This is a genomic window from Microbacterium mangrovi (assembly GCF_000802305.1).
In the GTDB taxonomy this organism is placed as follows: Bacteria; Actinomycetota; Actinomycetes; order Actinomycetales; family Microbacteriaceae; genus Microbacterium; species Microbacterium mangrovi.
The window spans coordinates 243,361-266,992 of the sequence record NZ_JTDK01000002.1 but is presented as its reverse complement, the minus strand read 5'-3'; the positions used below and the strand labels follow the sequence as shown (position 1 = coordinate 266,992).

General features: G+C 72.0%; 17 protein-coding genes. 9 read left to right on the top strand and 8 right to left on the bottom strand.

The window, feature by feature from the left end:
* From LK09_RS02915 to LK09_RS02905, 3 genes are read right to left on the bottom strand one after another with little or no spacing between them, the layout of a single operon-like run.
* Positions 1 to 4,710 (bottom strand): ATP-dependent helicase, encoded by a 4,710-nt coding sequence (locus tag LK09_RS02915; protein ID WP_039395577.1) that lies wholly within the window; start codon positions 4,708 to 4,710, stop codon positions 1 to 3.
* 52 nt (positions 4,711 to 4,762) lie between these two features.
* On the bottom strand, positions 4,763 to 5,473 hold the full coding sequence (locus LK09_RS02910; RefSeq protein ID WP_039395573.1) for an alpha/beta fold hydrolase: 711 nt from the start codon (positions 5,471 to 5,473) through the stop codon (positions 4,763 to 4,765).
* Positions 5,474 to 5,511: 38 nt separating this feature from the next.
* On the bottom strand, positions 5,512 to 6,555 hold the full coding sequence (locus LK09_RS02905) for a helix-turn-helix transcriptional regulator (protein WP_082008018.1): 1,044 nt from the start codon (positions 6,553 to 6,555) through the stop codon (positions 5,512 to 5,514).
* A gap of 107 nt (positions 6,556 to 6,662) precedes the next feature.
* Between LK09_RS02905 and LK09_RS02900 the strand changes: the two genes are divergently transcribed.
* The gene (locus LK09_RS02900) at positions 6,663 to 7,037 is read left to right on the top strand and encodes a VOC family protein (protein ID WP_039395571.1); all 375 of its coding nucleotides are present in this window, start codon (positions 6,663 to 6,665) and stop codon (positions 7,035 to 7,037) included.
* Positions 7,038 to 7,289: 252 nt separating this feature from the next.
* The gene (locus LK09_RS02895; RefSeq protein WP_039395568.1) at positions 7,290 to 7,790 is read left to right on the top strand and encodes a hypothetical protein; all 501 of its coding nucleotides are present in this window, start codon (positions 7,290 to 7,292) and stop codon (positions 7,788 to 7,790) included.
* A 109-nt stretch (positions 7,791 to 7,899) separates the two neighbouring features.
* Here the strand turns inward: LK09_RS02895 and LK09_RS02890 are convergent, their stop codons facing one another.
* Together LK09_RS02890 and LK09_RS02885 are read right to left on the bottom strand one after the other, a co-directional pair.
* A complete protein-coding gene (locus LK09_RS02890; RefSeq protein ID WP_039395565.1) occupies positions 7,900 to 9,591 on the bottom strand; it encodes an amidase in 1,692 nt (563 codons plus the stop codon).
* A 2-nt stretch (positions 9,592 to 9,593) separates the two neighbouring features.
* Positions 9,594 to 10,655 carry an agmatine deiminase family protein gene (locus LK09_RS02885; RefSeq protein ID WP_039395561.1) on the bottom strand — a complete coding sequence of 354 codons (1,062 nt, stop codon included), beginning with the start codon at positions 10,653 to 10,655 and terminating at the stop codon, positions 9,594 to 9,596.
* 187 nt (positions 10,656 to 10,842) lie between these two features.
* On the opposite strand from LK09_RS02885, the gene LK09_RS02880 reads away from it, so the two are divergent.
* Positions 10,843 to 12,324, top strand: coding sequence for a purine-cytosine permease family protein (locus tag LK09_RS02880; protein ID WP_052226344.1), 1,482 nt, complete (start codon positions 10,843 to 10,845; stop codon positions 12,322 to 12,324).
* The gene (locus LK09_RS02875) at positions 12,321 to 12,947 is read left to right on the top strand and encodes a TetR/AcrR family transcriptional regulator (RefSeq protein ID WP_039395559.1); all 627 of its coding nucleotides are present in this window, start codon (positions 12,321 to 12,323) and stop codon (positions 12,945 to 12,947) included. Before LK09_RS02880 ends, LK09_RS02875 begins: the two co-directional genes overlap by 4 nt.
* 154 nt (positions 12,948 to 13,101) lie before the next feature.
* On the opposite strand, the gene LK09_RS02870 is transcribed toward LK09_RS02875, so the two are convergent.
* The 3 genes from LK09_RS02870 to LK09_RS02860 all read right to left on the bottom strand — a co-directional run bounded on the left by LK09_RS02870 (position 13,102) and on the right by LK09_RS02860 (position 16,551).
* Entirely contained in the window at positions 13,102 to 14,727 is a 1,626-nt protein-coding gene (locus tag LK09_RS02870; protein WP_039395556.1) for an ABC-F family ATP-binding cassette domain-containing protein, read from the bottom strand.
* 331 nt (positions 14,728 to 15,058) lie between these two features.
* Positions 15,059 to 15,739 carry an alpha/beta hydrolase gene (locus LK09_RS02865; protein ID WP_039395824.1) on the bottom strand — a complete coding sequence of 227 codons (681 nt, stop codon included), beginning with the start codon at positions 15,737 to 15,739 and terminating at the stop codon, positions 15,059 to 15,061.
* 131 nt (positions 15,740 to 15,870) lie between these two features.
* A complete protein-coding gene (locus LK09_RS02860; protein ID WP_039395822.1) occupies positions 15,871 to 16,551 on the bottom strand; it encodes a TetR/AcrR family transcriptional regulator in 681 nt (226 codons plus the stop codon).
* 147 nt (positions 16,552 to 16,698) lie between these two features.
* Between LK09_RS02860 and LK09_RS02855 the strand changes: the two genes are divergently transcribed.
* Genes LK09_RS02855 through LK09_RS02835 form a run of 5 tightly spaced genes read left to right on the top strand, consistent with a single transcriptional unit; the run spans position 16,699 to position 23,602 of the window.
* Positions 16,699 to 18,378, top strand: a complete 1,680-nt coding sequence (locus tag LK09_RS02855) for an amidohydrolase (protein ID WP_039395553.1) — start codon at positions 16,699 to 16,701, stop codon at positions 18,376 to 18,378.
* Between the two features lie 32 nt (positions 18,379 to 18,410).
* A complete protein-coding gene (locus LK09_RS02850) occupies positions 18,411 to 20,063 on the top strand; it encodes an ABC transporter substrate-binding protein (RefSeq protein ID WP_039395550.1) in 1,653 nt (550 codons plus the stop codon).
* A complete protein-coding gene (locus tag LK09_RS02845) occupies positions 20,050 to 21,066 on the top strand; it encodes an ABC transporter permease (protein ID WP_082008009.1) in 1,017 nt (338 codons plus the stop codon). The genes LK09_RS02850 and LK09_RS02845 overlap by 14 nt, the downstream gene beginning before the upstream one ends.
* Positions 21,063 to 21,926, top strand: coding sequence for an ABC transporter permease (locus LK09_RS02840; protein WP_052226343.1), 864 nt, complete (start codon positions 21,063 to 21,065; stop codon positions 21,924 to 21,926). Before LK09_RS02845 ends, LK09_RS02840 begins: the two co-directional genes overlap by 4 nt.
* A complete protein-coding gene (locus tag LK09_RS02835) occupies positions 21,923 to 23,602 on the top strand; it encodes a dipeptide ABC transporter ATP-binding protein (protein ID WP_039395547.1) in 1,680 nt (559 codons plus the stop codon). The genes LK09_RS02840 and LK09_RS02835 overlap by 4 nt, the downstream gene beginning before the upstream one ends.
* The last annotated feature ends 30 nt before the right edge of the window (positions 23,603 to 23,632 follow it).

Here is a 23,632-nt window from a genome sequence, read left to right as displayed (position 1 = left end):
TCAGCCCATCGTGCGGCGCAGGGTGAATCCGCGGGGCGACTCGACGAATCCGGCATCCCGCAGCGCACGCCCGAGCGCGGTGCCGAAGACGGGTTCGCCGCTCACCTGCTCGATCGTGATCGTCTCGAGGCGCCGCGTGCGGGCCGTCGTCGCCAGGCTGTGCGCGGCCGCCGCCTGCAGCTGCTCGTCGGCGGTGAACGTGAGCGCCGTCTTGCCGCCGCGCTCCAGGTAGAGCACCAGCGCGCCGTCGACGAGGGTGACGAGGCCCCCCGCCTTGCGTCCGGGCCGGTGGCCGCCCTGCTGCGCGGGCCACGGCAGGGCGGCGCCGTACGGGTTGGCGGGGTCGGTCGCCGCCATCGTGATCGCTTCGCGCGGCGGCGGATCGGGCAGGTTGGCATAGGTGCGCAGGCGATCGACCGTGCTGGATGCCGCGAACTGGGCGGCCCCGAGCTTCTCGATCACGTACCCGCGCCGGCAGTGGCCGGCCTCCTCGAAGCCGGCGAGGATGCGATACGCCTGCGCGAAGCCGCCCGGCATCCCCTCGGTCTGCACGGATCCGCGCGTCACGACGCCGTAGCGGTCGAGCAGCATGCTCGCCGCCGCCGTGGCGCGCACGGAGACGTCGGGTTCAGGGTCGGGCAGCAGCGCCCACCGGCCGCCGAGGCTCGGCGGCCGTGCCGGGGCGGACCTGGTCGGACTGAGTGCGGCGCCACGGTACAGGCGGGCACGCGGGGTGCGACGCGCGCTGCGGTGCGCCTGTGATCCGCCCGCCAGCAGGGTGCGGATCGGTGCGAGGGTGTCGTTGGTCACGCGGCCGGCCCACGTGAGCGCCCAGAGCGCGTCGATGATGTCCTGTTCGCTGCCGGCCCCGGTGAGCTGCTGCAGCTGGCTCGCGAAGTAGGCGCCGCCGCCGGCGAGGTGGTGCACGATCGTCGCCTCCAGCGAGCCCGGGGTGAGCTCGTCTTCGGGGGCGGGGACGGTGAGGGGCGCGGCATCCGCCGGCTGCAGCGCGATCCAGCCGTCGCGCCCGGGAAGCGACCCGTGGCCCGACCAGATGACCTCGCCGGTGGCGGTGAGTTCGTCGAGCATCGCCGGCGCGTAGTCCTTGACGCGGCTCGGCAGGATCAGCGATTCCCAGGCGCTGGCCGGAAGCGGCACGCCGGCGAGCTGCTCGATGACCGACACCACCCCGTCGATGCCCTCGAGCGGCCGGGTGAGGTGCTGCCAGCTGGGCAGGAACCGCGCGAACGCCGCAGGCTCGACAGGCTCGACACTGCCCCGGATCGCGGCGAGGGAGCGCAGCCGAATGCGCCGGAGTGCCGCGGTGTCGCACCATTCGCGTTCGTCGGCGGTGCTTGTCTCGGCCGGGAGGAAGAACCCGCTGGTGATGCGGCCCTGCTGCTCGAGCCGCTGCAGGGTGAGCCGCGCGACCGACACGCCCACGCCGAACCGGGCCGCTGCGTGCGGGGCCCGGAAGGGGCCGTGCGTGCGCGCGTACCGGGCGAAGAGGTCGGCGAGCGGATCGGCCACCGGTTCGAGGAAGGCCGTCGGCAGGCCCACCGGGAGGGCGACGCCGAGGGCGTCGCGCAGGCGTGCGGCATCCTCGATCGCGGCGAACCGCGGGGTGCCGGCGATCGTGACGGTGATGGCCCGCCGGGATGCCACCAGGGCGTCGGCGAACGTCACGGCCTCGGAGAGCGGGGGTTCGTGCCCTTCGACATGCTCAGGGCCCACGGGGGGTGGCTCAGGGCCCACGGGGGGCGGCTCCAGCCGGTCGGCGATCTCGGCGGCATCCAGCGGGCCGAGCATGCGCAGCAGGTCGGCGACCCCTTCGATGCCGCGGGCCCGGCGGTCGGGGGCGAGGCGCTGCGCCTCGGCTTCGAACTGGGCGATGATGTCGGGGTCGAGGAGCTCGCGCATCTCGACCTTGCCGAGCAGCTCCGACAGCAGCGCCGGGTCGACCGACAGCGCCGCCGCGCGCCGTTCGGCCAGCGGCGAGTCGCCCTCGTACATGAAGGCGCCGACGTAGCCGAACAGCAGATCGCGGGCGTAGGGCGACGGCTGGGCGGGCGCCGTCTCGATGAGCCGGATGCGGCGATCGGCGATCTGGCGGGTGACGCGCAGCAGCGCGGGCACGTCGTAGACGTCCTGCAGCACCTCGCGCAGGGTCTCGAGGATAATCGGGAACGTCGGGTGGTTGCGGGCCACTTCGAGCAGCTGCGCGGCGCGCTGGCGCTGCTGCCAGAGCGGGCTGCGGCGGCCGGGGTTCAGGCGCGGCATGAGCAGGGCGCGCGCCGCGCACTCCCGGAACCGCGAGGCGAACAGGGCGGACCCGCCCACCTCGTCGGTGACGATCTGCTCGAGCTCGTCGGCGTCGAACACGAACAGCTCGGCGCCGGGCGGTTCGGCCTCGGCATCCGGAATGCGCGCGATGATGCCGTCGTCGCTGGCCACCGCCGAGCCCTCGACACCCAGCCGTTCGCGGATGCGCGCGTTCACCGCGAGCGCCCACGGCGCGTGCACCGGCATGCCGTAGGGGGAGTGGAGGATGACCCGCCAGTCGCCCACCTCGTCGCGGCCGCGCTCGACCGTGAGGCTGCGGTCGGTCGGCAGTGTTCCGGTGGCATCCTTCTGCTCGGACAGGTACGCGAGGAGGTTGCCGGTGGCGTACTCGTCGAGACCGCCGGCGGCCAGCCGGTCGCGCGCCTTCGCGGGATCGGCGGATGCCACCTCGCGGCTGAACCGGCCGAGCGCCTCGCCGAGTTCGGCGGGCCGGCCCAGCCCGTCGCCGTGCCAGAACGGCACCTTGCCCGGCTGCCCGAAGGCCGGCACGACGTTGACCCGGTCGTGCGTGATCTCCACGATGCGCCAGCTGGTCGTGCCGAGGGTGAACACGTCGCTGACGCGCGACTCGTAGACCATCTCTTCGTCGAGCTCGCCGACCCGGCGGCCGGGGCCCTCGCCGACGGCGAAGACCCCGAACAGACCGCGATCGGGGATGGTTCCGCCGCTCGTGACGGCGATGCGCTGCGCACCCGGGCGTCCGGTGATGACGCCGGCATCGCGGTCCCAGACCACGCGCGGGCGCAGTTCGGCGAACTCGTCGGACGGGAATCGGCCCGCGATGAGATCGAGCGTCGCCTCGAACGCCGAGCGTGGCAGCGAGCGGAAGGGGGCGGATCGCCGCACCGTCTCGAACCAGCCCTCGACGTCGACCGGGCCGACGGCGGCCGCGGCGACGGTCTGCTGCGCGAGGATGTCGAGGGGGTTCTGCGGCACCCGGATCGCCTCGATCTGGCCGGCCAGCATGCGCTCGGTCACCACGGCGGTGTGCAGTACGTCGGAGCGGTGCTTGGGGAAAAGTGCCGCGCGGCTCACCTCGCCGACCTGGTGCCCGGCCCGGCCGATGCGCTGCAGGCCGGACGCCGCCGACGGCGGCGCCTCCACCTGGATCACCAGATCGACGGCGCCCATGTCGATGCCGAGCTCGAGACTCGAGGTGGCCACGACGCAGCGCAGGATGCCGGACTTCAGCTCTTCTTCGACCTGCGCGCGCTGCTCCTTGGATACCGACCCGTGGTGGGCCTTGGCGAGCACGGGCGGTGCCCCCGCCGTCGCCCCGGCCTGCGCCATCATCGCGGCCGGCACGGTCTGCTCGGCCAGCTCGACGCCGAGCCGCTCGGCGTAGATCTCGTTGAGTCGCCCGGTGAGCCGTTCGGCGAGACGGCGGGAGTTCGCGAACACGATCGTGGAGCTGTTCTGCAGCACCCGGTCGACGATCGCCTCTTCGACGTGCGGCCAGACCGACCCGGTCATCTCCGTGGTCTCGGGCTGGTCGAACCAGGTGGCCTCGCCCTGCTCGTCCTCGGCCGCAGGCTCGGCCGGCGGCGACTGGTAGGTGCTGGGCGCCGGCGGCGGGTTGGACAGGTCGTCGATCGGCACCACCACGCGCATGTCGAACGTCTTCACAGCCCGCGGCGCGACGATCTCGACCGGAGCCGCCCCGCCGAGGTACGACGCCACCTCGTCGATCGGCCGCACGGTGGCCGAGAGTCCGATGCGCTGGGCGGACGGGGCATCCGGCACGAGCGACCGCCGCAGCGCGTCGAGTCGTTCGAGGGTGACGGCCAGGTGCGCCCCGCGCTTGGTCGCGGCGACCGCGTGCACCTCGTCGATGATCACCGTGTGCACGTCGCGCAGCGTCTCGCCCGCCCGGCTGGTGAGCATCAGGTAGAGCGACTCGGGCGTGGTGATCAGGATGTCGGGCGGCGCCGTGACGAGCTTTCGGCGATCGGACGACGTCGTGTCGCCGGAGCGCACCCCGACGCTGAGTTCGGGAAGACGGATGCCGAGTCGACGCGCCTGCTGCCCGATGCCCACGAGCGGGGAGCGCAGGTTGCGCTCGACGTCGACGCCGAGGGCCTTCAGCGGCGACACGTACAGGATGCTCGTGGTGCCCTTCGGCGCCCCGCGTCGCGAGGCGGACGCGGCATCCGGAGGCGGGGCGGCGGCCTTCTCGTGGAACACCCGGTCGATCGCCCAGAGGAACGCCGACAGCGTCTTGCCCGAGCCGGTCGGCGCGACGACGAGCGCATGCTTGCCGGCGCCGATCGCCGTCCACGCCCCGCGCTGCGCCTCGGTGGGCGCGGTGAACGCCCCGCGGAACCACTCCCGGGTCGCGGGGCCGAACATGTCGAGCACGTCACCCACCCCACCATCATGCCCAGGGCCTCCGACATCCGGGGCAGGTGGCGCGACGCCGCTAGCCGAACACCTCGGGCAGGGCGGCGACGAACTCGTCGAAGTGGCTGTACCAGAGCGAATGCGCGCCGCCCGGGATGCTGCGCACCGAGACGCCCCGCGCGACGAGGAGCTCCACGTCGTCGTCGTCGACGTAGGGGCTCGGATCCGGTCGCACGACGATCGAGCCCGGCTCCGGCATCCACGTTCCTCCCGGGCCCGCGGCCACCGCGGCGGCCGTCGCCGGGTCGAACAGTTCGGCGGCGTGCGCCTCCGCGACGCGGTCGCGCTCGCTGTAGTGCGGGCGGGTCCGTCGCAGGCCCTCGACGGTGCGCAGGCGCCGGTCGCCTTCGTACTCCTCGGCGAGCTCGACGCGGTCCTGGCCGCCGGCGATCCGCAGCGGGGCATCCACGTAGACCGTCACTTCCGGGGCGAGGCGCGCGGCGGCGGCGGCCAGCACCACCCCGCCGAACGAGTGCCCGATCGCGACCGCGGGATGCCCGCCGCCGGCATCCTCGACGGCCTGCACGACCGCCGCGGCAGCGCGCTCCACGGTCAGCTGCGGGTCCCGGTCGGACAGGCCGTGCCCCGGCAGATCGACGGCGAGCACCTGGTACCCGCGATCGGCGAGCAGAGCGGAGACGCGCCACCAGCTCTCGGACGACCCCATCATCCCGTGCAGCAGCACCGCGACCCGCGGCCCCGTCCCGGCCTCTTCGACGTGCAGACGCATCCGGACAGTCAATCACGCCGCCCCGAGTCGTTCGGGTGTCAACTTCTGTGGGTTCGGCCCCGAGAAGTTGACACCTGAGCGGCGGACGGCCCCGGGCCGGCGCCCGCACCCGTCGCACCCGGCGCGCCCGCTCCCGCCCCCATCCGGGCCGCGGCGCCGGCGATCTCGGCAACAAGCGCGGGATCGCCGCGCAGTCCGAACGGGATGTCCGCGGGCACCCACGCGAGGGCCGACACCAGGTGCGCCACGCTCTCCCCGTGCAGGGGCCAGATGCAGTGCTCCTCGCCCTCGGCGGCGAGTTCCGCGCCCCACCCGCCGAGACGCTCCCGCATCCGCTCGAGGCTCTCGTGCAGCACCACGTCGACGCGCAGCGGCGCCCGGACCGCGCGGATGCTGCCGCGCACGTAGGCTGCGGCATCCCCACCCGGCACCGGGCGCGCAGCGAACGTCACCCGGGTGCCGAGCACGTCGCCGATGCGGTCGAGGCGGAACGTGCGCCAGTCCTCCCGGTCGCGGTCCCAGGCCAGCAGCATCCAGCTGCGCCCGAGCGCCACCAGCGCGTGCGGCTCCACGCTGCGGCGGGTCTCGGTCCCGTCGGCGGCGCGGTACGCGAAGCGCAGGCGCTCGTGGTCGCGGCAGGCGAGGGCCAGGGTGCCGAGCAGGTCGGCCGCGACCGGGATGCCCGCCGGCGACGGCGTGTGGAGGGATGCCGCGATCGCATTCGTCCGCGCGTGCAGGGCCGGGGGCAGCAGCTGCTCGAACTTCGCCAGGGCGCTCAGCGTCGTCTGCTCGCCGTCGACGAGCCCCTGGGCGACCGCGGAGCGCAGACCGACCGCGATGGTCACCGCCTCCTCCTCGGTGAGCAGCAGGGGCGGCAGGTGGGCACCGGCCTCGAGGCGATAGCCGCCGCCGAGTCCGCGCTCGGCCTCGATGCGGTACCCGAGTTCGCGGAGCCGCTCGATGTCGCGGCGCAGGGTGCGCTCGGTGACCTCGAGACGCTCGGCTAGCTGCGCGCCGGGCCAGCGCCGGTGCGTCTGCAGGAGCCCGAGCAGTTCGAGCACGCGGGATGCCGTGTCTGCCATGTTCTCCATTTTCCGCGCATAGAGGACAGAATCTGACCTGATCTGTCCGTAGCGTGGTGTTCATCGATGCAAGAGGATGCCGAGCATCCGGAGGAGAGGAACCGACGATGGACTTCAAGATCGAGCTCGTGTTCGTGCCCGTCACCGACGTGGACCGGGCGAAGCACTTCTACGAGCAGCAGCTCGGCTGGCACGTCGACCACGACCAGACCGTGAACCCGCAGCTGCGGTTCGTGCAGGTCACCCCGCCCGGATCGGCCTGCTCCATCGCGTTCGGCACCGGGATCGCCGATCACATGGAGCCGGGCAGCCAGCGCAGCGTCCAGCTCGTCATCGACGACGCGGATGCCGCCCGTGACCTGCTTCGCTCGCACGGCGTGGACGCGAGCGACGTCGACGAGCAGCCATGGGGCCGGTTCGTCGTGTTCGACGACCCCGACGGCAACCGCTGGACGCTGCAGCAGCTGGTCCGGCGCGACTGAGCCGCGCGCGCGGCCCGGCATCCCGCCCCACTCGTCACGATGCGTGAATCGCCGCGCGGATCGTGACGAGTGGGGCGGGTCGGGATGCCGGGAACGCCCCTCACTCGTCACGATCGGTGCGCCTGAGTGCCGATCGTGACGAGTGAGCCGTCTCGACGCCCGGGCGATTCGCCCGGGCGGGATTCGTCCCGGTGCTCTAGCATCGGGTCAACAGTTCCCGCGGGTTCCCCCCGACCCGTGCAACGCCCCCCCATGTCGCAGACCCTCCGCAACCGCTCGCGCGGCGTGCCGGCCGATGTCGTCGCCCGCCGTCGACGTCGCGTGCGCCGCGTCAGCATCGCGCTGTTCGCCGGGTCCGGCGTCGTCGCCGCCGCCGCGGTGCTGATCGTGGTCTCGTTGCTGGGGGTCCCGACCGTCCTCACGCTGCTCCTGACGCCTCCCCACGCGGAGGCCGCCACGTCGTCGACATCGCCGCCGCCGTCCGCACCGACATGGACGTGGACTCCGCTTCCCCGGCCATCCGGCTCTCCCGAGGCGAGCGGGCACCCGATGTCGGCCGCCACCGTTCCGCCGCCGACCGCGGCCGCCACGCCGTCTCCGACGCACCGGTCGTCCGGGGCATCCTCGGCGGAGCCCACCCCCACCTCCCGCCCGGCATCGCCTTCGCCGTCACCGAGCCCGCCGGGCAAGAGCGCCTCGGCACCCGGCCACGCCGGCAAGACCCCGAAACCGACGCCGTCACCGACTCCCTGAGTCCGCCCGCCCGCGGCGAGACAGGCCCACGCCGACGAGACGAGGTCGTCGTGATCCCGTCTCGTCGGCGCGGGCCTGTCTCGACGAATCGCCGCGCGAGCGCCGCGGGCTACAGGCGGGGCGTGCGCCCCGGCTCGGTGCGGCGGGGGCGGATCGCCTCGAACGCGGCGGCCAGCTGCAGCAGGGCCGTGTCATCGTACGCCCGGCCGGAGATCGTCAGGCCGACCGGCATCCCGATGTCGCTCATCGTGCCCATCGGCACCGTGACCGACGGGATGCCGAGGTGACGCGGCACGATGTTGCCGTTGGCGACCCAGACGCCGTTGCGCCACCCCTGGTCGGCGGATGCCTCGTTCACGTCCATGTCGGCCGGGCCGACGTCGGCCATCGCCGGGTAGATGACGGCATCGAGCCCGAGCGATTCCATCCACTGCTCCAGGTCGACACGGCGGGTCTCCTCGAGGCCGCGCAGACCCGCCTCCATGTGCGGGATCTGCGTCAGGTCGGTGACCGGGTTCGCGCGGAACAGGTCGGGCAGCTCATTGATGTCGTCGTCGAACCCGGTGTAGCGGTCGGGCAGCGCACCCGGCGGGGCGGGGAAGATGTCGGCCCCGTCGACCTGCGTCAGAGAGTTCAGGTTCGGGTCGCCGTTCGCGGCGAGGAACTCGTTCCAGCTCCAGCCGCACAGCTCGACGACCTCGCTGTGCAGGAAGTCGGCGGGCACGATGCCGCGCGTCGCGATCGTGGGCGCGCCGACGCGGTCGCCCTCGTAGTTGGTGACGGCGGGGAAGTCGACCTCGACGACCTCGGCGCCGGCGGCCTCGAGGTCGGCGCGGGCGGCGCGCCACAGCTCCATGATCGACTCGCGGGTCTCGATCTTCTCGCCGGTGGGGCCGCCGATGCCGGTGCCGGTGCCGGCATCCGGATCCGCGTTGATGTACATCTTCGGAACGCCGAACCGCTTGCCGGCGAGGTCTGCCGCACGCAGGCGCACGTACGACTCCGGCCGCACGTCGGACGCCTTCGGCAGCTGCACCCAGGGCTGCATCCGCCAGAAGTCGCCGCGCGTGGTGTGGTCGTCGGCCACCACGACGTCGAGGATCTCCAGCAGGTCGGCCACGGTGCGCGTGTGCGGCACCACGACGTCCTGCGTCGGCACCAGGGGCCAGTTGCCGCGCACCGAGATGACGCCGCGGCTCGGGCAGTACGCGACGAGGGCGTTGTGGGATGCCGGGGCGCGGCCGCTCGACCAGGTCTCCTCGCCCAGTCCGAACGCCGCATAGGATGCCGCGGTCGCCGTGCCGGATCCGTTCGACGACCCCGACCCGAACGCCGAGGTCAGCCAGTCCGCGTTGTACGGGCTCTCGGCGCGACCGTAGACGCCGCGCTGCATGCCGCCGTTGGCCATCGGGGGCATGTTCGTCAGGCCGAGGCAGATCGCCCCGCCCGCCCGCAGCCGCTCGACGGTGAACGCGTCGCGCTGGGCGACCAGATCCTTGAACGCGGGGGAGCCGGATGCCGCGGTCAGTCCCTTGTGCAGATAGCTGTCCTTCGCCGTGTACGGGATGCCGTCCAGCGGTCCGAGCAGCTCGCCGGCCGCGCGCCGGGCGTCGGAGGCCGCCGCTTCGTCGAGGGCGGCCGGGTTCGGCACCACGACCGCGTTCAGCTTGGTCTCGGTGTCGGGACCGTCGTACGCGGCGATGCGCGCCTGATACGCCTGGACCAGCTGGACGCTGGTGACCTCGCCGGATTCGAGCGCGGCGCGCAGGTCGGCGATGGATGCTTCGACGACGTCGAACATGATCAGGCTCCCGACTCGTCGGACTGGGCGGCGATGAGGGACGGCTGCTGCTGCGTGATGCAGTGGATGCCGCCGCCGCCGGCGAAGATCTGGCGGGCGTCCACCGTGACCGCGCGTCGGTTCCCGGGGTAGGCGGCCTCGAGGATCTCGCGGGCCTGCGCGTCGCCGGACTCGTCTCCGAAGCCGCACGCGATGATGCCGCCGTTGACGACGAGGTGGTTGACGTAGGAGTAGTCGACGAAGCCCTCGTCGTCGCGGATGGTCGCCGGCGCCGGCAGGTCGATGATCTCCAGCTCGCGGCCCATGGCGTCGGTCTGTCCGGCGAGGATCGCGCGCAGGTCGCGCGAGACCTGGTAGTCGGGGTGCTCCGGGTTGTTCTGCTTGTGCAGCATGACTGTGCCGGGGGTGCCGAAGGCCGCGACGATGTCGACGTGGCCGTTGGTGCCGAAGTCGTCGTAGTCGCGGGTGAGGCCACGCGGCAGCCAGATGAATGTGGAGATGCCCAGCGTGCGGGCGAACTCGGCCTCGACGCGCGCCTTGTCGGCGTACGGATTGCGGCGCTTGTCGAGCTGCACGGTCTCGGTGAGCAGCATCGTGCCCTCGCCGTCGACGTGGATTCCGCCGCCCTCGTTCACCAGCAGCGAGCTGACGAGCTCGGAGCCGACGAGGTCCGACACGAGGCGGGCGTGCTCGGCGGACTTGGCGAAGTCCGACCAGCCGCGGTCGCCCCAGCCGTTGAACACCCAGTCGACGGCGCCGAGCACGCCGGGGCGCTCGTCGTCGACGACGAACGTGGGCCCGTGGTCGCGGAACCAGAACTCGTCGACGGGCGCCTCGACCAGCTCGATCTCGGAGCTGAGCATGCGGCGCGCGCGCTCGGTCTGCGACGGATCGACGACCATGGTCACCGGTTCGAAGTCGATGATCGCGTTCGCGACGGCGCTCCACGCCTCGAAGAAGCGCTCCTGCTCCGCCGCGTCGTCACCGGTGGTCTGACCCTCGTTGGGGAATGCCATCCAGGTGCGATCGTGCGGGGCGCCTTCGTGCGGCATCCTCCAGGCCATGGGGGCTCCTCTTCGTCGAGACGGGCGGTCGTGCCGTCAGCGTATCCGTTCCGGGTCATCCCGACCACGCCTCCGCGGCCAGTGCGGGATGCCGGGATCGCCGCCGTGGCGATCCGGGAAAGTTATTGACTTCGAGGTCAATATAACACAGGATGTTGCCGACCCACCATCCCGAAGGAGTGAAACGATGGCGACATCCCGCAGCGACAGAGTCGGACACGTCGAGGAGGCGGGCGTCGACTACCTGCCCGAGAACGAGCGGGACTCGTCGCCCGGCAACCTGTTCGCCGTCTTCCTCGGCAGCAACCTCGGATGGACGGTCGCGGTGTACGGCTGGGTGGCCGTGCAGCTCGGCCTCGACTTCCGGGGAGCGGTGCTGGCCACCGTGGTCGGCACGCTGCTGGGAGCGGTCGTGCTGCTGCCGCTCGCGACGATCTCGCCCCGGACCGGCACCAACATGACGGTGTCCAGCGGTGCGTTCTTCGGCATCCGCGGACGGCTCATCGGCTCCGGGCTGTCGCTGGTCATCGCCATCGTGTTCGCCGCGCTCACCGTGTGGACCAGCGGTGACGCCCTCGTCGCGACCGGCCATCGCCTCGTCGGCCTTCCGAACGCTCCGGCCGTCCACGCGGTCGCCTACGCGATCGTGTCGGCGGTCATCGTGGTGGTCGCCCTGTTCGGCCACGCCACGATCGTCGCGATGCAGAAGTTCGTCGTCCCGATCGCCGGGACCGCCCTCGTCCTCGGGTTCCTCGCGTTCTCCGCCGGGTTCGACCCGACGAGGGCGGCCGCGCATCCCGCGCTCGGCGGATACGCGCAGACCTTCGTGCTCGCCGCGGTGCTGGCGATGGCCGGTCCGCTCTCGTACGCACCCGTCGTCGGCGACTACACCCGGCGGATCTCCCTGCGTCGGCACTCCGCCCGGCGGGTGCGTGCGGCGCTGTTCGCGGGGCTCATGATCGGGATGCTGCTGCCCGCCGTCCTGGGTGCCTTCGTCGGGGTCGCGGTGCGGCACTCGACGGGCGACTTCATGGGGGATCTCGTCGGGGCATCCCCGCTGTGGTTCGTGGTGCTCGTGCTCATCGTCTCGATCGCGGGCGGGTTCGGGCAGGGCGTGCTGAACATCTACGCCACGGGCCTCGACCTGGAGACCTTCTTCCCGCGGCTGCGCCGTGTGCACACGACCGCGCTCGCCGCGGCGGCCTCGGTCGCGCTGCTGTACGTGGGCGTCTTCGTGTTCGACGCGCTCGACTCCATCACGGCGGCGACGGTCATCCTCAACGGCATCACGGCCCCGTGGGTCGTCGTCATCCTGATCGGCGCGCTGCGGGCGCGATCCTACGACCCGCACGATCTGCAGGCGTTCGCCCAGGGTCGCCACGGCGGACGCTACTGGTTCCGCGGCGGATGGAACGTGCCGGCCGTGGTCGCCTGGTTCGTCGGCTCGGTGTTCGGGGTGCTGAGCGTCGACACCACCCTCTACCGGGGGCCTCTCGCGGGCGTCTTCGGCGGTGTCGACCCGAGCGCCCTCGGCTCGGGGATCGTGACGGCCGTCGTCTACGGTGGATTCGTGCTGCTGTCGCCCCGTCTCGTCGACCCCGCGCCGGAGGCGACGCCCGCGGTCCCGGACGCGGCGGCCCCGCCGGTGCTGGAGCAGCCTGCGCCATGAGCGCGTCGTCGTCCGCCCGGCCGCGGGCCGTCCGCAAGTCGCCGGCCGAGCGCGGCGAGGAGCTGCGCGCCGCCGCCCGCGAGATCGCCCGCAGCGACGGGCTCGCCGCGGTGACGCTGCGCTCCGTCGCCGAACGGGTCGGGGTGGCGCGGACCCTGGTGGTGCACTACGAGCCGAACATGGAGGCCCTCGTCGCGGCGACCTTCCGCACCATCGCCGAGGACGAACTGGCCGAGATGCGCACCGTGACCGACGCGGAGGCGACGGCGACCGACGCGCTGCGGGTGCTGACGCGGGCGCTGCTGGACACCGGCCGCGACGACGTGACCGCGCTGTGGGCGGAGGTCTTCGTGCTCGGCCGACGCAACGAAGCCCTCGAAGCGGCCGTGCGCGACCTCATGGATGAGTGGCAGGTGTTCGTCGTCGCGCTCATCGAGCGGGGCGTCGCCGCGGGCGAGTTCCGCACGGATGATCCGGCGTCGGTGGCGTGGCAGTACCTCGGCATGATCGACGGCATCAACTCCCACGCCCTGGTGAAGTTCGGTGCCGCGACCGAGCGCGGGCGCCTCGTCTGCCACGCCCTGGAGCACGAACTCGGCCTCGCCCCCGGCTCGCTGCGCTAGCAGGCGCCCGGTTCAACCAACAAGATGTGCGGCCGGGGCGCACGATTCTTGTCGGTTGAACGAGGGGGCGGGCTGCTCAACCGACAAGATCGGCGTCGGCGGCGCGCAATCGTCGTCGGTTGAAGGGTGCGGCGGGGGGCCGAGCCGGGCGCATCTACGATGCGGACAGCCTCCCGTCCCGGTCGAGCTCGAGGGTCAGGTCGATGCCGAGCCGCGCAAGGAACGCGTCGTCGTGACTGACCACGAGCACCGCACCCCGATACGCCGACAGGGCGTCGACGAGCTGCGACACGGTGTCCAGATCGAGGTTGTTCGTCGGCTCGTCGAGCACCAGCAGCTGGGGCGGCGGGTCGGCGAGCAGCAGGCGCGCCAGGGCCACCCGGAAGCGCTCGCCGCCGGACAGCGTCGCCACCGGCCGCAGCACGGTGTCCCCGCGCAGCAGGAACCGCGCCGCGCGATTGCGCAGCTCCCGGGTCGGGGTGTGCTCGGCGGCGGCCTGCAGGTTCTCGAGCACCGTGGCATCCTCGTCCAGCCCGTCCACCCGCTGCGGCAGGTAGCCGATCCGGTCGGTGTGCGCGTGGGCGGACGGCCCGGGCGCTTCGTCTCGTCGCTGCGCTCCTCGCTCAGCGACCGGGGGGTTCACCAGGTGCTCCAGCAGCGTGGTCTTGCCGGTGCCGTTCGCGCCGATCAGCGCGACTCGCTCCGGACCCTGGACGACCCAGGCGTGCTCGCCGTCCGAGAGGGTCGCGATGCGGCGTCCGGCGGCGACGTCCGGGTCGGGCAGGTCGATGTGCATGCTGTCGTCGTCCCGCACGCGGCGTTCGGCGGCATCCAGCGCGGCGCGGGCGGATGCCTCCTTCTCACCGACCTCCACACGCAGCCGCCCGGCGGAGACCTCGGCCGCCATCCGGCGCCCGTGCGCCACGATCTTCGGCACGCGCTTCTCCGCCTCGGCCTTGCGTGCCATCGACGCCCGGCTCGCCAGCTTGGACTCGGCCTCGATGCGCTGACGCTTCTCGCGGCGGAAGTCCTTGCGGGCATCCGACTCGGCGCGCACCGCGGCATCCTGCTCGGCATCCAGCCACGCGCGCCACTGGGAGTACGGGCCGCCGAACACCGAGACCGTGCCGCCGTAGAGCTCGGCGGTGTCGTCCATGAGCTCCAGCAGCGCGACGTCGTGGCTGACCACGATGAGGGCGCCCCGCCACGAACGGACGAGATCGGCCAGGCGCGCGCGGGCGTTCCGGTCGAGGTTGTTCGTCGGTTCGTCCAGCAGGGTCACCGCGGCGCCCCGGAGCCGGATGCCGGCGACGGCCGCGAGCACGGCCTCGCCGCCGGACAACTCGCCCACGCGGCGGTCGAGGGCGCCGTCCGGCAGCCCCGCCTCGGCGAGGGCGGCCACCGCGCGGGCCTCGACGTCCCAGTCGTCGCCGATCGTGTCGAAGTGCACCGGGTCGACGTCGCCCCGCTCGACGGCGCGGACGGCATCCAGCACCGGCGCGACGCCGAGCAGGGCCGCGACCGGGGTGTCGGTCGCCAGGGTGAGGTGCTGCGGGAGGTATGCGACCTCGCCGGTGGTGGTGACCGAGCCGGATGCCGGCGTCAGCTCGCCGGCGATGAGGCGCAGCAGGGTCGACTTGCCGGACCCGTTGCGGCCGACGAGCCCGGTGCGGCCGGCGCCGAAGACGCCGGACACGCCGGCCAGGGCGGGCGAGCCGTCGGGCCAGGTGAAGGCGACGTCGTCGAGGACGACGGACGATTTGGTGAGGGACAGTGACATGGAGGCCTCCGGAGTGTTCGGGATGCACCGAACACCGAAGGCCGCGCAGAGCGCTGCCGGGCGGAGGCCCTGGAGCGGGAGGCGACGGGATCGACGGTCGGCGCGGATGGATGCGCGGACACGTCGCAGATCGACGGGACGGCGCGGATTACAGCGCGGACGCGGCGATCTTCGTCACAGGTCGTTCCTCACACTCGGGACAGGGACTCGTTCAGGGTAGCGGATCACCCTGTGCTTCGGGTGGGTGTGCCCTTCGACAGGCTCAGGGCGCGGAACCCGGTCTTGCGCGCCGGTTGTGCGCGCTGAGCCTGTCGAAGCGCAGGGGCCCGGGTCAGGTGGCCGGGTCGGGCGCGGGGGTGAGCGCGTCGAGGCGCTTCGCGAGGAAGGTCGCGACGTCGTCGAGCTCGGCCTGCGAGACGCTGTGGGTGAGTCCGGCGTACACGCGACCGGACAGCTCCGCGTGGGCAGGAAGCCACTCGGTGGTGTGGGCGACGAGGGATGCCGGGATCACCTCGTCGCGGGCGCCGCGGCCCCAGAACACGGGCGGCCGGAGCTCGGCGAGCTCGGCGTCGCGGGGCAGGTCGCCGGGGGCCGCGTACCCGGCGAGCAGCACGGCGAACGCGAATCCGTCGGGCCGCAGTCGCAGGGACTGCAGCGCCACGGCGCCGCCCTGCGAGAAGCCGAGGAGGCCCACCGGTGCGTCGTGGCCGGTGGTGTCCAGCCAGGCGAGGAACGCCTCGGCGGCATCGGTGACGCGGGCGGGATCCCGCGTGGAGAGGTCGTCGATCGGATACCAGGCGGCGCCCGGGGCCGGCCACGGCGGAGTCAGGGGAGCGCGGACGGATGCCACGACGAGCCCGTCGGGCAGGGACGGCACCAGCCCGTACAGGTCGTGCTCGTCGGCACCGTAGCCGTGCAGCAGCACCAGCAGCGGACGCCCCGCGCGCTCGGCGGGCGGCGCGGACCACAGCACCGCTCCGGGGTCGAGGTCGGGCACGTCGGGATCGCTCATGCGCTCCATGATCGCAGGAGCATCCGACATCCTGCTCAGGGTGTCCCTTCGTCTCGCTGCGCGGTTCCTGAGCGAAGGCGCGCCAGCGCCGCAGACGAAGGGCGCTCAGGGACCGAGGGTGGGACGCGCGCTCAGGGGCCGTCGGTGCGGGAGGCGGCGGAGCGCTTGGCGGACTCGATGATCATCTCGACCCCGCGCATCAGGAGGTCGAGGTCGCGCAGGTCGGCCAGGCCCGCGCCGTAGCGCGCGATCATCGGGTACTTGCGGGGATCGACGATGAGCGGCTCGTCGAGCCAGGCGCCCTGGGCGACGTCCTCGTCGCCGCCGGATTCCGCCCGGGCGCGGGCCATGCCGGCGGCGCCGGAGAGGCTGTGGGATGCCAGCAGCGCGTAGTGGCGCACGATCTCCTCGTCGGACAGGCCGGCTTCGCGGAAGGCATCCAGCATCAGCTCGATCGTGGCCAGCTCGCCCGGACCGTGCGTCGTGAGCACGATCGCCTCGGCGGCGATCGCCGGATAGCGGGCCGCCCACGCGAGGGTGCGCGAGGTGAGCTGCCGCAGGCGGTCGTCCCACGCGGTGGCATCCACTTCGGCGACGGATGCCGCCTCGATGTGGTCCAGCAGTGCCCGCATGAGGTCGTCCTTGCTGCGGAAGTGCCGGTAGATCGCGGTCGGATCGGCGCCCAGCATCGTGCCGAGCTCGCGCACCGAGATGGCGCTGACGCCCGGGCGCCCTGCGAGTTCGAGTCCGGCCGCGATGATCCGCTCCGGATCGAGTTTCACCTTCGTCCGGACAGCTGACTTGACGGCCATGCGCACCTCCTCGTCCATGCTCCCACGCCGGGTGGCGCTCCCTCACTGTAACGGTTCGGACAACACCAATGTCAACACTGTTGACAGCGGCGGCGTCGGACCCGTACAGTCGCATCGCAACCGAATCGACACGACGAAGTGGGACACATGGCAACGGCAGACGTCATCTTCACCGGTGGGGCGATCTTCACCGGCTCCGGCGAACCGATCTCCGGCTACGCGGTGGCCGTCACCGGCGATCGCATCACGGCGCTCATCTCGGCATCCGAGATCGACCTGTACCGCGGCGCGGAGACGCGGATCGTCGACCTCGACGGCGCTCTTCTCAGCCCCGGCTTCCAGGACGCGCACATCCACCCGACATCCGGGGGAGTGGAGCTTCTGCAGTGCGACCTCAGCGCGAGCGAGGATGCCGCGGACGCCGTCGGCCGCATCTCCGCGTACGCCGCGGCCAACCCCGAGGTCGAGTGGATCTCGGGCGGCGGCTGGTCGATGGACCACTATCCGGGCGGCAACCCGCTGGCATCCCTCATCGACGCGGTCGTGCCCGACCGACCGGTCACGGTGATGAGCCGCGACCACCACAGCCTGTGGGCGAACACCGCGGCGATCCGCGCCGCCGGCATCGACGCCTCCACCCCCGACCCCGAGGACGGGGTCATCGTGCGCGACGCCGACGGCAACCCGACGGGCACGTTCCACGAGGGCGCCGGCGAATTGTTCGCCGCCCACCGCCCCGCCCCCGACGCTGACCTCGTCTACCAGGGTCTGCTGCGCGCGCAGGACGAGATGCTCAAGCTCGGCATCACCGGCTGGCAGGACGCCATGATCGGCACCGGCGCGGGCATGGCCGACGCGCTGGACGCCTACCTGCGCGCCCTCGACGAGGGCGCCCTGAAGGTGCACGTCGTCGGGGCGCAGTGGTGGGAGCGCTCCGGCGGCATCGAGCAGGTGGACGCCATGGTCGCCCGCCGGGAGAAGGTCGCCGCCCGCGGTGCCGAAAAGCTGACCCTCGGCACCACGAAGATCATGGTCGACGGCGTCGCCGAGAACCAGACCGCCGCGATGCTCGACCCCTACCGCGACGGACACGGGCACGTCACCGACAACGCGGGACTGAGCTTCATCGACCCCGAGGCGCTCAAGCAGTACGTGACCGCGCTGGATGCCGCGGGGCAGCAGGTGCACTTCCACGCCCTCGGCGACCGTGCCGTGCGCGAAGCGCTCGACGCCCTCGAAGCGGCGCGCGCGGCCAACGGCCCCACGGACGGCCGCCACCACCTCGCGCACCTGCAGATCGTCGACCTCGCCGACGTGGCGCGCTTCGCCGAGCTGGACGCCACCGCGAACCTGCAGTCGCTGTGGGCGACCCACGAGGATCAGCTCGACGAGCTCAGCCTGCCGTTCATGAAGGACGGCGCCGTGATGCGGCAGTACCCGTTCGGCGACTTCGTGCGCGCCGGCGTGCGCCTGTGCTCCGGCAGCGACTGGCCGGTCTCGTCGGCCGACCCGATCGCCGCGATCCACATCGCCGTGAACCGGGCGGTCCCCGGGTCCGACCGCGAGCCGCTGGGCGGGGAGGGGCAGAAGCTCGACCTGGCCACCGTGTTCGCGTCGTACACGTCCGGCACCGCGCGCATCAACCACCGCGACCACGACACCGGCCGCATCCGCCCCGGGTACCTCGCGAACCTCGCCGTGATCTCGCCGAATCCGTTCGAGCTCGCACCCGGCGACATCCACACCGCCACCGTGCAGTCCACCTGGATCGACGGCGAACCCGTCTACGTCCGTCCCGAGCTCGTCGGCGCGGCAGCCGAGCGCTGAACCCGACCCGAACCACCGAACTGGAGCCGAAGATGACCTCCCCCTTCCGAAAGGCCCGCGGGCGCATCGCCGCCGGGGTCGCGGGCACGCTCGTCGCCGCCCTCGCCCTGGCCGGATGCTCGTCGTCGAGCAGCCCGAACACGTCGGCGACGCCCGACGCGGTCAAGATCACCGCGAACACCGCAGCCCCGTCCGGCGACATCGACAGCGTCACCTGGGCCGTCTACGCCGAGCCCCTGTCGCTCGACTACGCGTACGCGTTCGACTACCCGGACAACCAGGTGCTCGCGAACGTGTGCGAGTCGCTGCTGCGCCTCAACCCCGACTGGACGCTCTCCCCGAGCCTTGCCACCTCGTTCGAGCACCCGAAGCCCAACGTCTGGGTGTACAACCTCCGCCAGGGCGTGAAGTTCCATGACGGCACCCCGATGACGGCGGCGGATGTCGTGGCATCCATGAAGCGCCACATGGACCCCGCCGTCGGGTCGTCGTGGGCGGACGTGTACAAGTTCGTGACGTCGATCACGCAGACCGGCCCCTCCCAGGTGACGGTCACCGAGAGCCAGCCGGACTCGCAGTTCAACCTGATGATGGGCAGCGCCCCCGGCGTGGTCGAGTCGGCCGCCTACCTGAAGAAGGCCGGCAAGAACTACGGCAACTCGACCGGGCTGGTCGACTGCACCGGGCCCTACAAGATCGACAGCTGGACCTCCGGCCAGTCGATCCAGCTGTCGCGCGACGACGCCTACTGGGACAAAGACCTGATGGCGAAGAACAAGACGTTCAAGTTCGTCTTCCTGCAGGATGCCACCGCCCGCGTCAACGCCCTCAAGTCGGGCGCGGTGGACGGCTCGTTCATGGTTCCGACCGAGGCGATCTCGCAGCTGCAGAACACGAGCGCGGGCAACCTGTACTTCGGGCTGAACACGGCGGTCAACAGCCTCATCATCTCCAACCTCAAGGGGGCGCTGGGAGACCTGAAGGTGCGCCAGGCGATCATGGCCGCCCTCGACCGGCAGGGCATGACCAAGGCCGCGACCGGCGGCGTCGGACAGGTCTCCAACGCGCTCACCACCGAGTCGGTGTGGTCGGGAGCCTCGGCCGAGACGACCAAGCGCGCCTTCGCCGACCTGAAGACCTACCCGCTGAACCTCGACAAGGCCAAGCAGCTGGTCAAGGAGGCCGGAGCCGAGGGCAAGACCGTGACCATCGCGACCGCCCCCATCGGCAACGACTTCAACATCGTGTCGCAGGGCACCGCGGCGGCGCTGCAGTCGATCGGCATGAAGGCCAAGATCGTCACCGTGACGCCCGCGCAGTACTCGGCGCTGTTCAGCGACCCGACCGCGCGCAAGGGAATCGACCTCTTCTACACGAACTGGTACCTCTCCAGCCCCGATCCGCTCGAGATGTACGCGATCCTGCAGACCGGCCAGTTCTCGAACTACGCCGACTGGTCCGACCCGACGTACGACAAGATCGTGAACCAGGCCATCAAGACCCAGGACCCCGAGGCCCGCGCGGTGCTGTCGGCCCAGGCGCAGAAGATCACCAACGAGCAACTGCCCTGGCTGCCGCTGGCCGCCGGCCCCATGACGATGTTCCTGGGCAAGAAGATCACCGGCGCCTCGCCGTCGGTCGCGTTCCTCTACTACCCGTGGGCGGCGACAATTGGCAAGCGCTGACACCGTCACCGCGGTGACGCTGCCGGTCGCCGGAGGAGGGCGCACGTCCGCCTTCCTCCGGCGCCTGGCCGGCAAGCTCGGCAGCCTGCTGCTGACGCTGTGGATCGTGACCCTGCTCGTCTTCTTCTGCCGGTTCCTGGTGCCCGGCGACCCGGTGCGGTTCCTGCTGCGCGGGCGCCGCCCCAACCCGGACGCCATCAAGGCGATCACCGAGCAGTACGGGCTGAACCTGCCCCCGTGGCAGCAGTACGTGAACTGGGTGACGGGGATGCTGCACGGCGACTTCGGCTGGTCCCTGCAGTACCGCCAGCCGGTGTCCACCGTCATCGCGAGCCGGATGCCGACCACCGTGATGCTCGTGGCGATGGCCGCGGTGCTGATCGTCGTGCTGGGCCTGCTGGCCGGCATCCTCGCCGCGAGCAAGCGCGGCAAGCCCGCCGACCGCGTCACGCTCATCGCGCTGACGATCCTGTCGGCGATCCCGTCGTTCGTCGGCTCGATCGTGCTCATCGCGATCTTCGCGGTCGAACTCGGCTGGTTCCCGAGCTTCGGGACCGGTCAGGGCTTCTTCGACATGATCTACCACCTGACCCTGCCCGCCCTCGCGCTGACGATCGTCTTCGTCGTGATCGTCGGCAAGGTGACCCGGTCGGCGATGGTGGAGCAGTACGGCCGGGAGCACGTCGAGGTGGCGCGCTCCCGCGGACTCAGCCGCGGCGCGGTGGTGCGCCGGCACGTGTTCCGCAACGCGCTGCGTCCCATCGTCACCGTCGGCGGCCCGCTCATCGCGGGTCTGCTGGTGGCGACGTCGATCGTGGAGACCGCGTTCGGCATCTCCGGCATCGGAAACCTGCTCGTGCAGTCCGTGGACCGACTCGACTTCCCCGTCGTGCAGGCGATCGTGCTGCTCGTGGTGACCGCGTTCCTCGTGGTCAACGCGATCATCGACATCCTCGAACCCCTCATCGACCCCCGATCCGCGGCAGGAGCGTCAGCCCGATGACGACCTCACCCACCACCGCGCTGCGCGTTCTGCGCGCACCCCGCATGCCCGTGGCCAGCACCACGTTCTGGATCGCCGTGGCGGTCCTCGCGGTGCTCGTCATCGCGGCCGTCTTCGCACCCTGGCTGGCGCCGTATCCGCCCGACCAGATCGACTACGCGGCCATCAACGCCGGCCCGTCGCCGCAGCACTGGCTCGGCACCGACAACCTCGGCCGCGACACGCTGAGCCGCACCATGTGGGGCGGTCGCACCGCCCTCCTCGGCCCGCTGCTGGTCGTCATCGGCTCGACGGTCCTCGGCATGCTGCTGGGCCTGGCCGCCGGCTGGAAGGGCGGCTGGCTCGACAGCGTGCTCGGCCGCGCCTTCGACGTGCTGTTCGCGTTCCCGTCGCTGCTGATCGCCATCATCGCCGTCGCCCTGTTCGGCAAGGGGCTGGTGGCGCCGGTGATCGCGATGTGCATCGCGTACACCCCCTACGTCGCCCGGCTCACCCGAGCGCTGGTGCAGGCGGAGCGCACCCGCCCCTACGTCTCGGCGTACCGGGTGCAGGGGTTCGGCGGTCCGTGGATCGCGCTGCGCCGCGTGATGCCCAACATCACCCCCGTGGTGGGTGCGCAGTCCACCCTCAACTTCGGATACGTGCTCGCCGAACTCGCCGGCCTGTCGTTCCTCGGGCTCGGCGTCCAGCCGCCCACCCCCGACTGGGGCGCCATGATCAACGAGGCCCAGGCGGGCATCGTGTCGGGCGCGTTCCTGCCGGCGATCGTCCCCGCCGTCGCGGTGGTGCTCGCCGTCGTGTCGGTGAACGTCATCGGTGAAGAGATGTCCGACCGGATCGGCGGAGAGGTGCCGGCATGAACCCGCTCCTGAATGTGCGTGATCTCACGCTGACCCTGCCGAACGGCACCGAGCTGCTGCACGGCATCACGCTGCACGTGGATGCCGGCGAGACGGTGGGACTGGTCGGGGAATCCGGGTCGGGCAAGTCGCTGACCGCGCGGATGGCCCTGGCCCTGTGGCCCGAGTCCGCGACCTTCGGCGGATCGGTGACGGTCGACGGCAAGGAGGTCGTCGGGGCGAGCGAGGCCCGCATCCTCGACGTCCGCCGCAACACCGCGGCGATGATCTTCCAGGATCCCCGGGCCGGCATCAACCCGATGCGCACCATCGGCGACCACATGACCGAGACGCTGCAGCTCGTGGAGCGCAAGTCGCCGGCCGAGGCCCGTGCCCGCGCGATCGAGCTGCTGCGCGCCGTGCAGCTGCCCGACCCGGAGGCGCACCTGAAGCAGTTCCCGCACGAGTTCTCCGGCGGGATGCTGCAGCGCGTCATGATCGCGGGGGCGCTCACCTCGTCGCCGAAGCTGCTCATCTGCGACGAGCCGACGACCGCGCTGGATGTCACGACCCAGGCGGAGATCATCCAGGTGCTGGCCACGCAGCGCGCCGAGCGGGGAATGGGGATGCTGTTCATCACCCACGACCTGAACCTCGCGGCCTCCATCTGCGACCGCGTGTACGTGATGCAGGGCGGGAACATCGTCGAGCAGGGCGACGCGCGGCAGGTGTTCTTCGCGCCGGCCCAGCCGTACACGCAGCGTCTCGTCGCCGCGACCCCCACGGTGGACGTCCCGCCGGCGCCGGCATCGCTGCGCCCTGAGCTTGGGGCCCCGCGCCGCGAGGCTCCGGGCGTCGCGTCAGCGACGGCCGGAGGAGGCGTGGGGAGCGAAGGGCAGGACCCCGGGTCGACCGCCCCCACCGCGCTCGCCCTCGAAGTCTCCGGCGTCTCCAAGACCTACCTGCGCCGCGGCAAGCCGCCGGTGCAGGCGGTGCGGGACGCCTCGCTGCAGATCCCGCGCGGCGGATCGCTCGGGGTGGTCGGCGAGTCCGGTTCGGGCAAGTCGACGCTCGCGCGCATGGTGGTCGGTCTCGAGGAGGCGGATGCCGGCGGCATCCGCATCGCCGGCGCCGAGCGCACGCGCGCCCCGCGCGGCCGCGACGAACGGCTGGCGCGGGCGAAGTCGGTGCAGATGGTGTTCCAGGATCCGTACCTGTCGCTGGATCCCCGCATCCCGGCCGGCCGCGCGATCGAGGACGTCCTGCACCTGCACACGTCGCTGAGCACCGCCGACGCCAAGAAGCGCGTGCGGGACCTGCTGGAGGCCGTCGGGCTCGGCGAGACGCATGCGCAGGCGCGTCCGAAGACGCTGTCGGGCGGTCAGCGGCAGCGGGTCGCGATCGCCCGGGCCATCGCGATCGAGCCGGACGTGCTCGTGATGGACGAGGCCACCAGCGCGCTGGACGTCTCGGTGCAGGCCCAGGTGCTCGACATGGTGGCATCCGTGCGCCGCGAGCGCGGTCTCACCGTGATGTTCATCAGCCACGACCTCGGGGTCGTGCGGCGAGTGTGCGACGAGACCGTCGTGATGCGCCGCGGCGAGATCGTGGAGCAGGGACCCACGGAGCAGCTGCTCCTGGACCCCCGGCACGAGTACACCCGGCTGCTGCTGGACAGCGTCCCCCGCGCCGCCTGACCGGCGGCACGGGGGACGCGGGGACCCGGC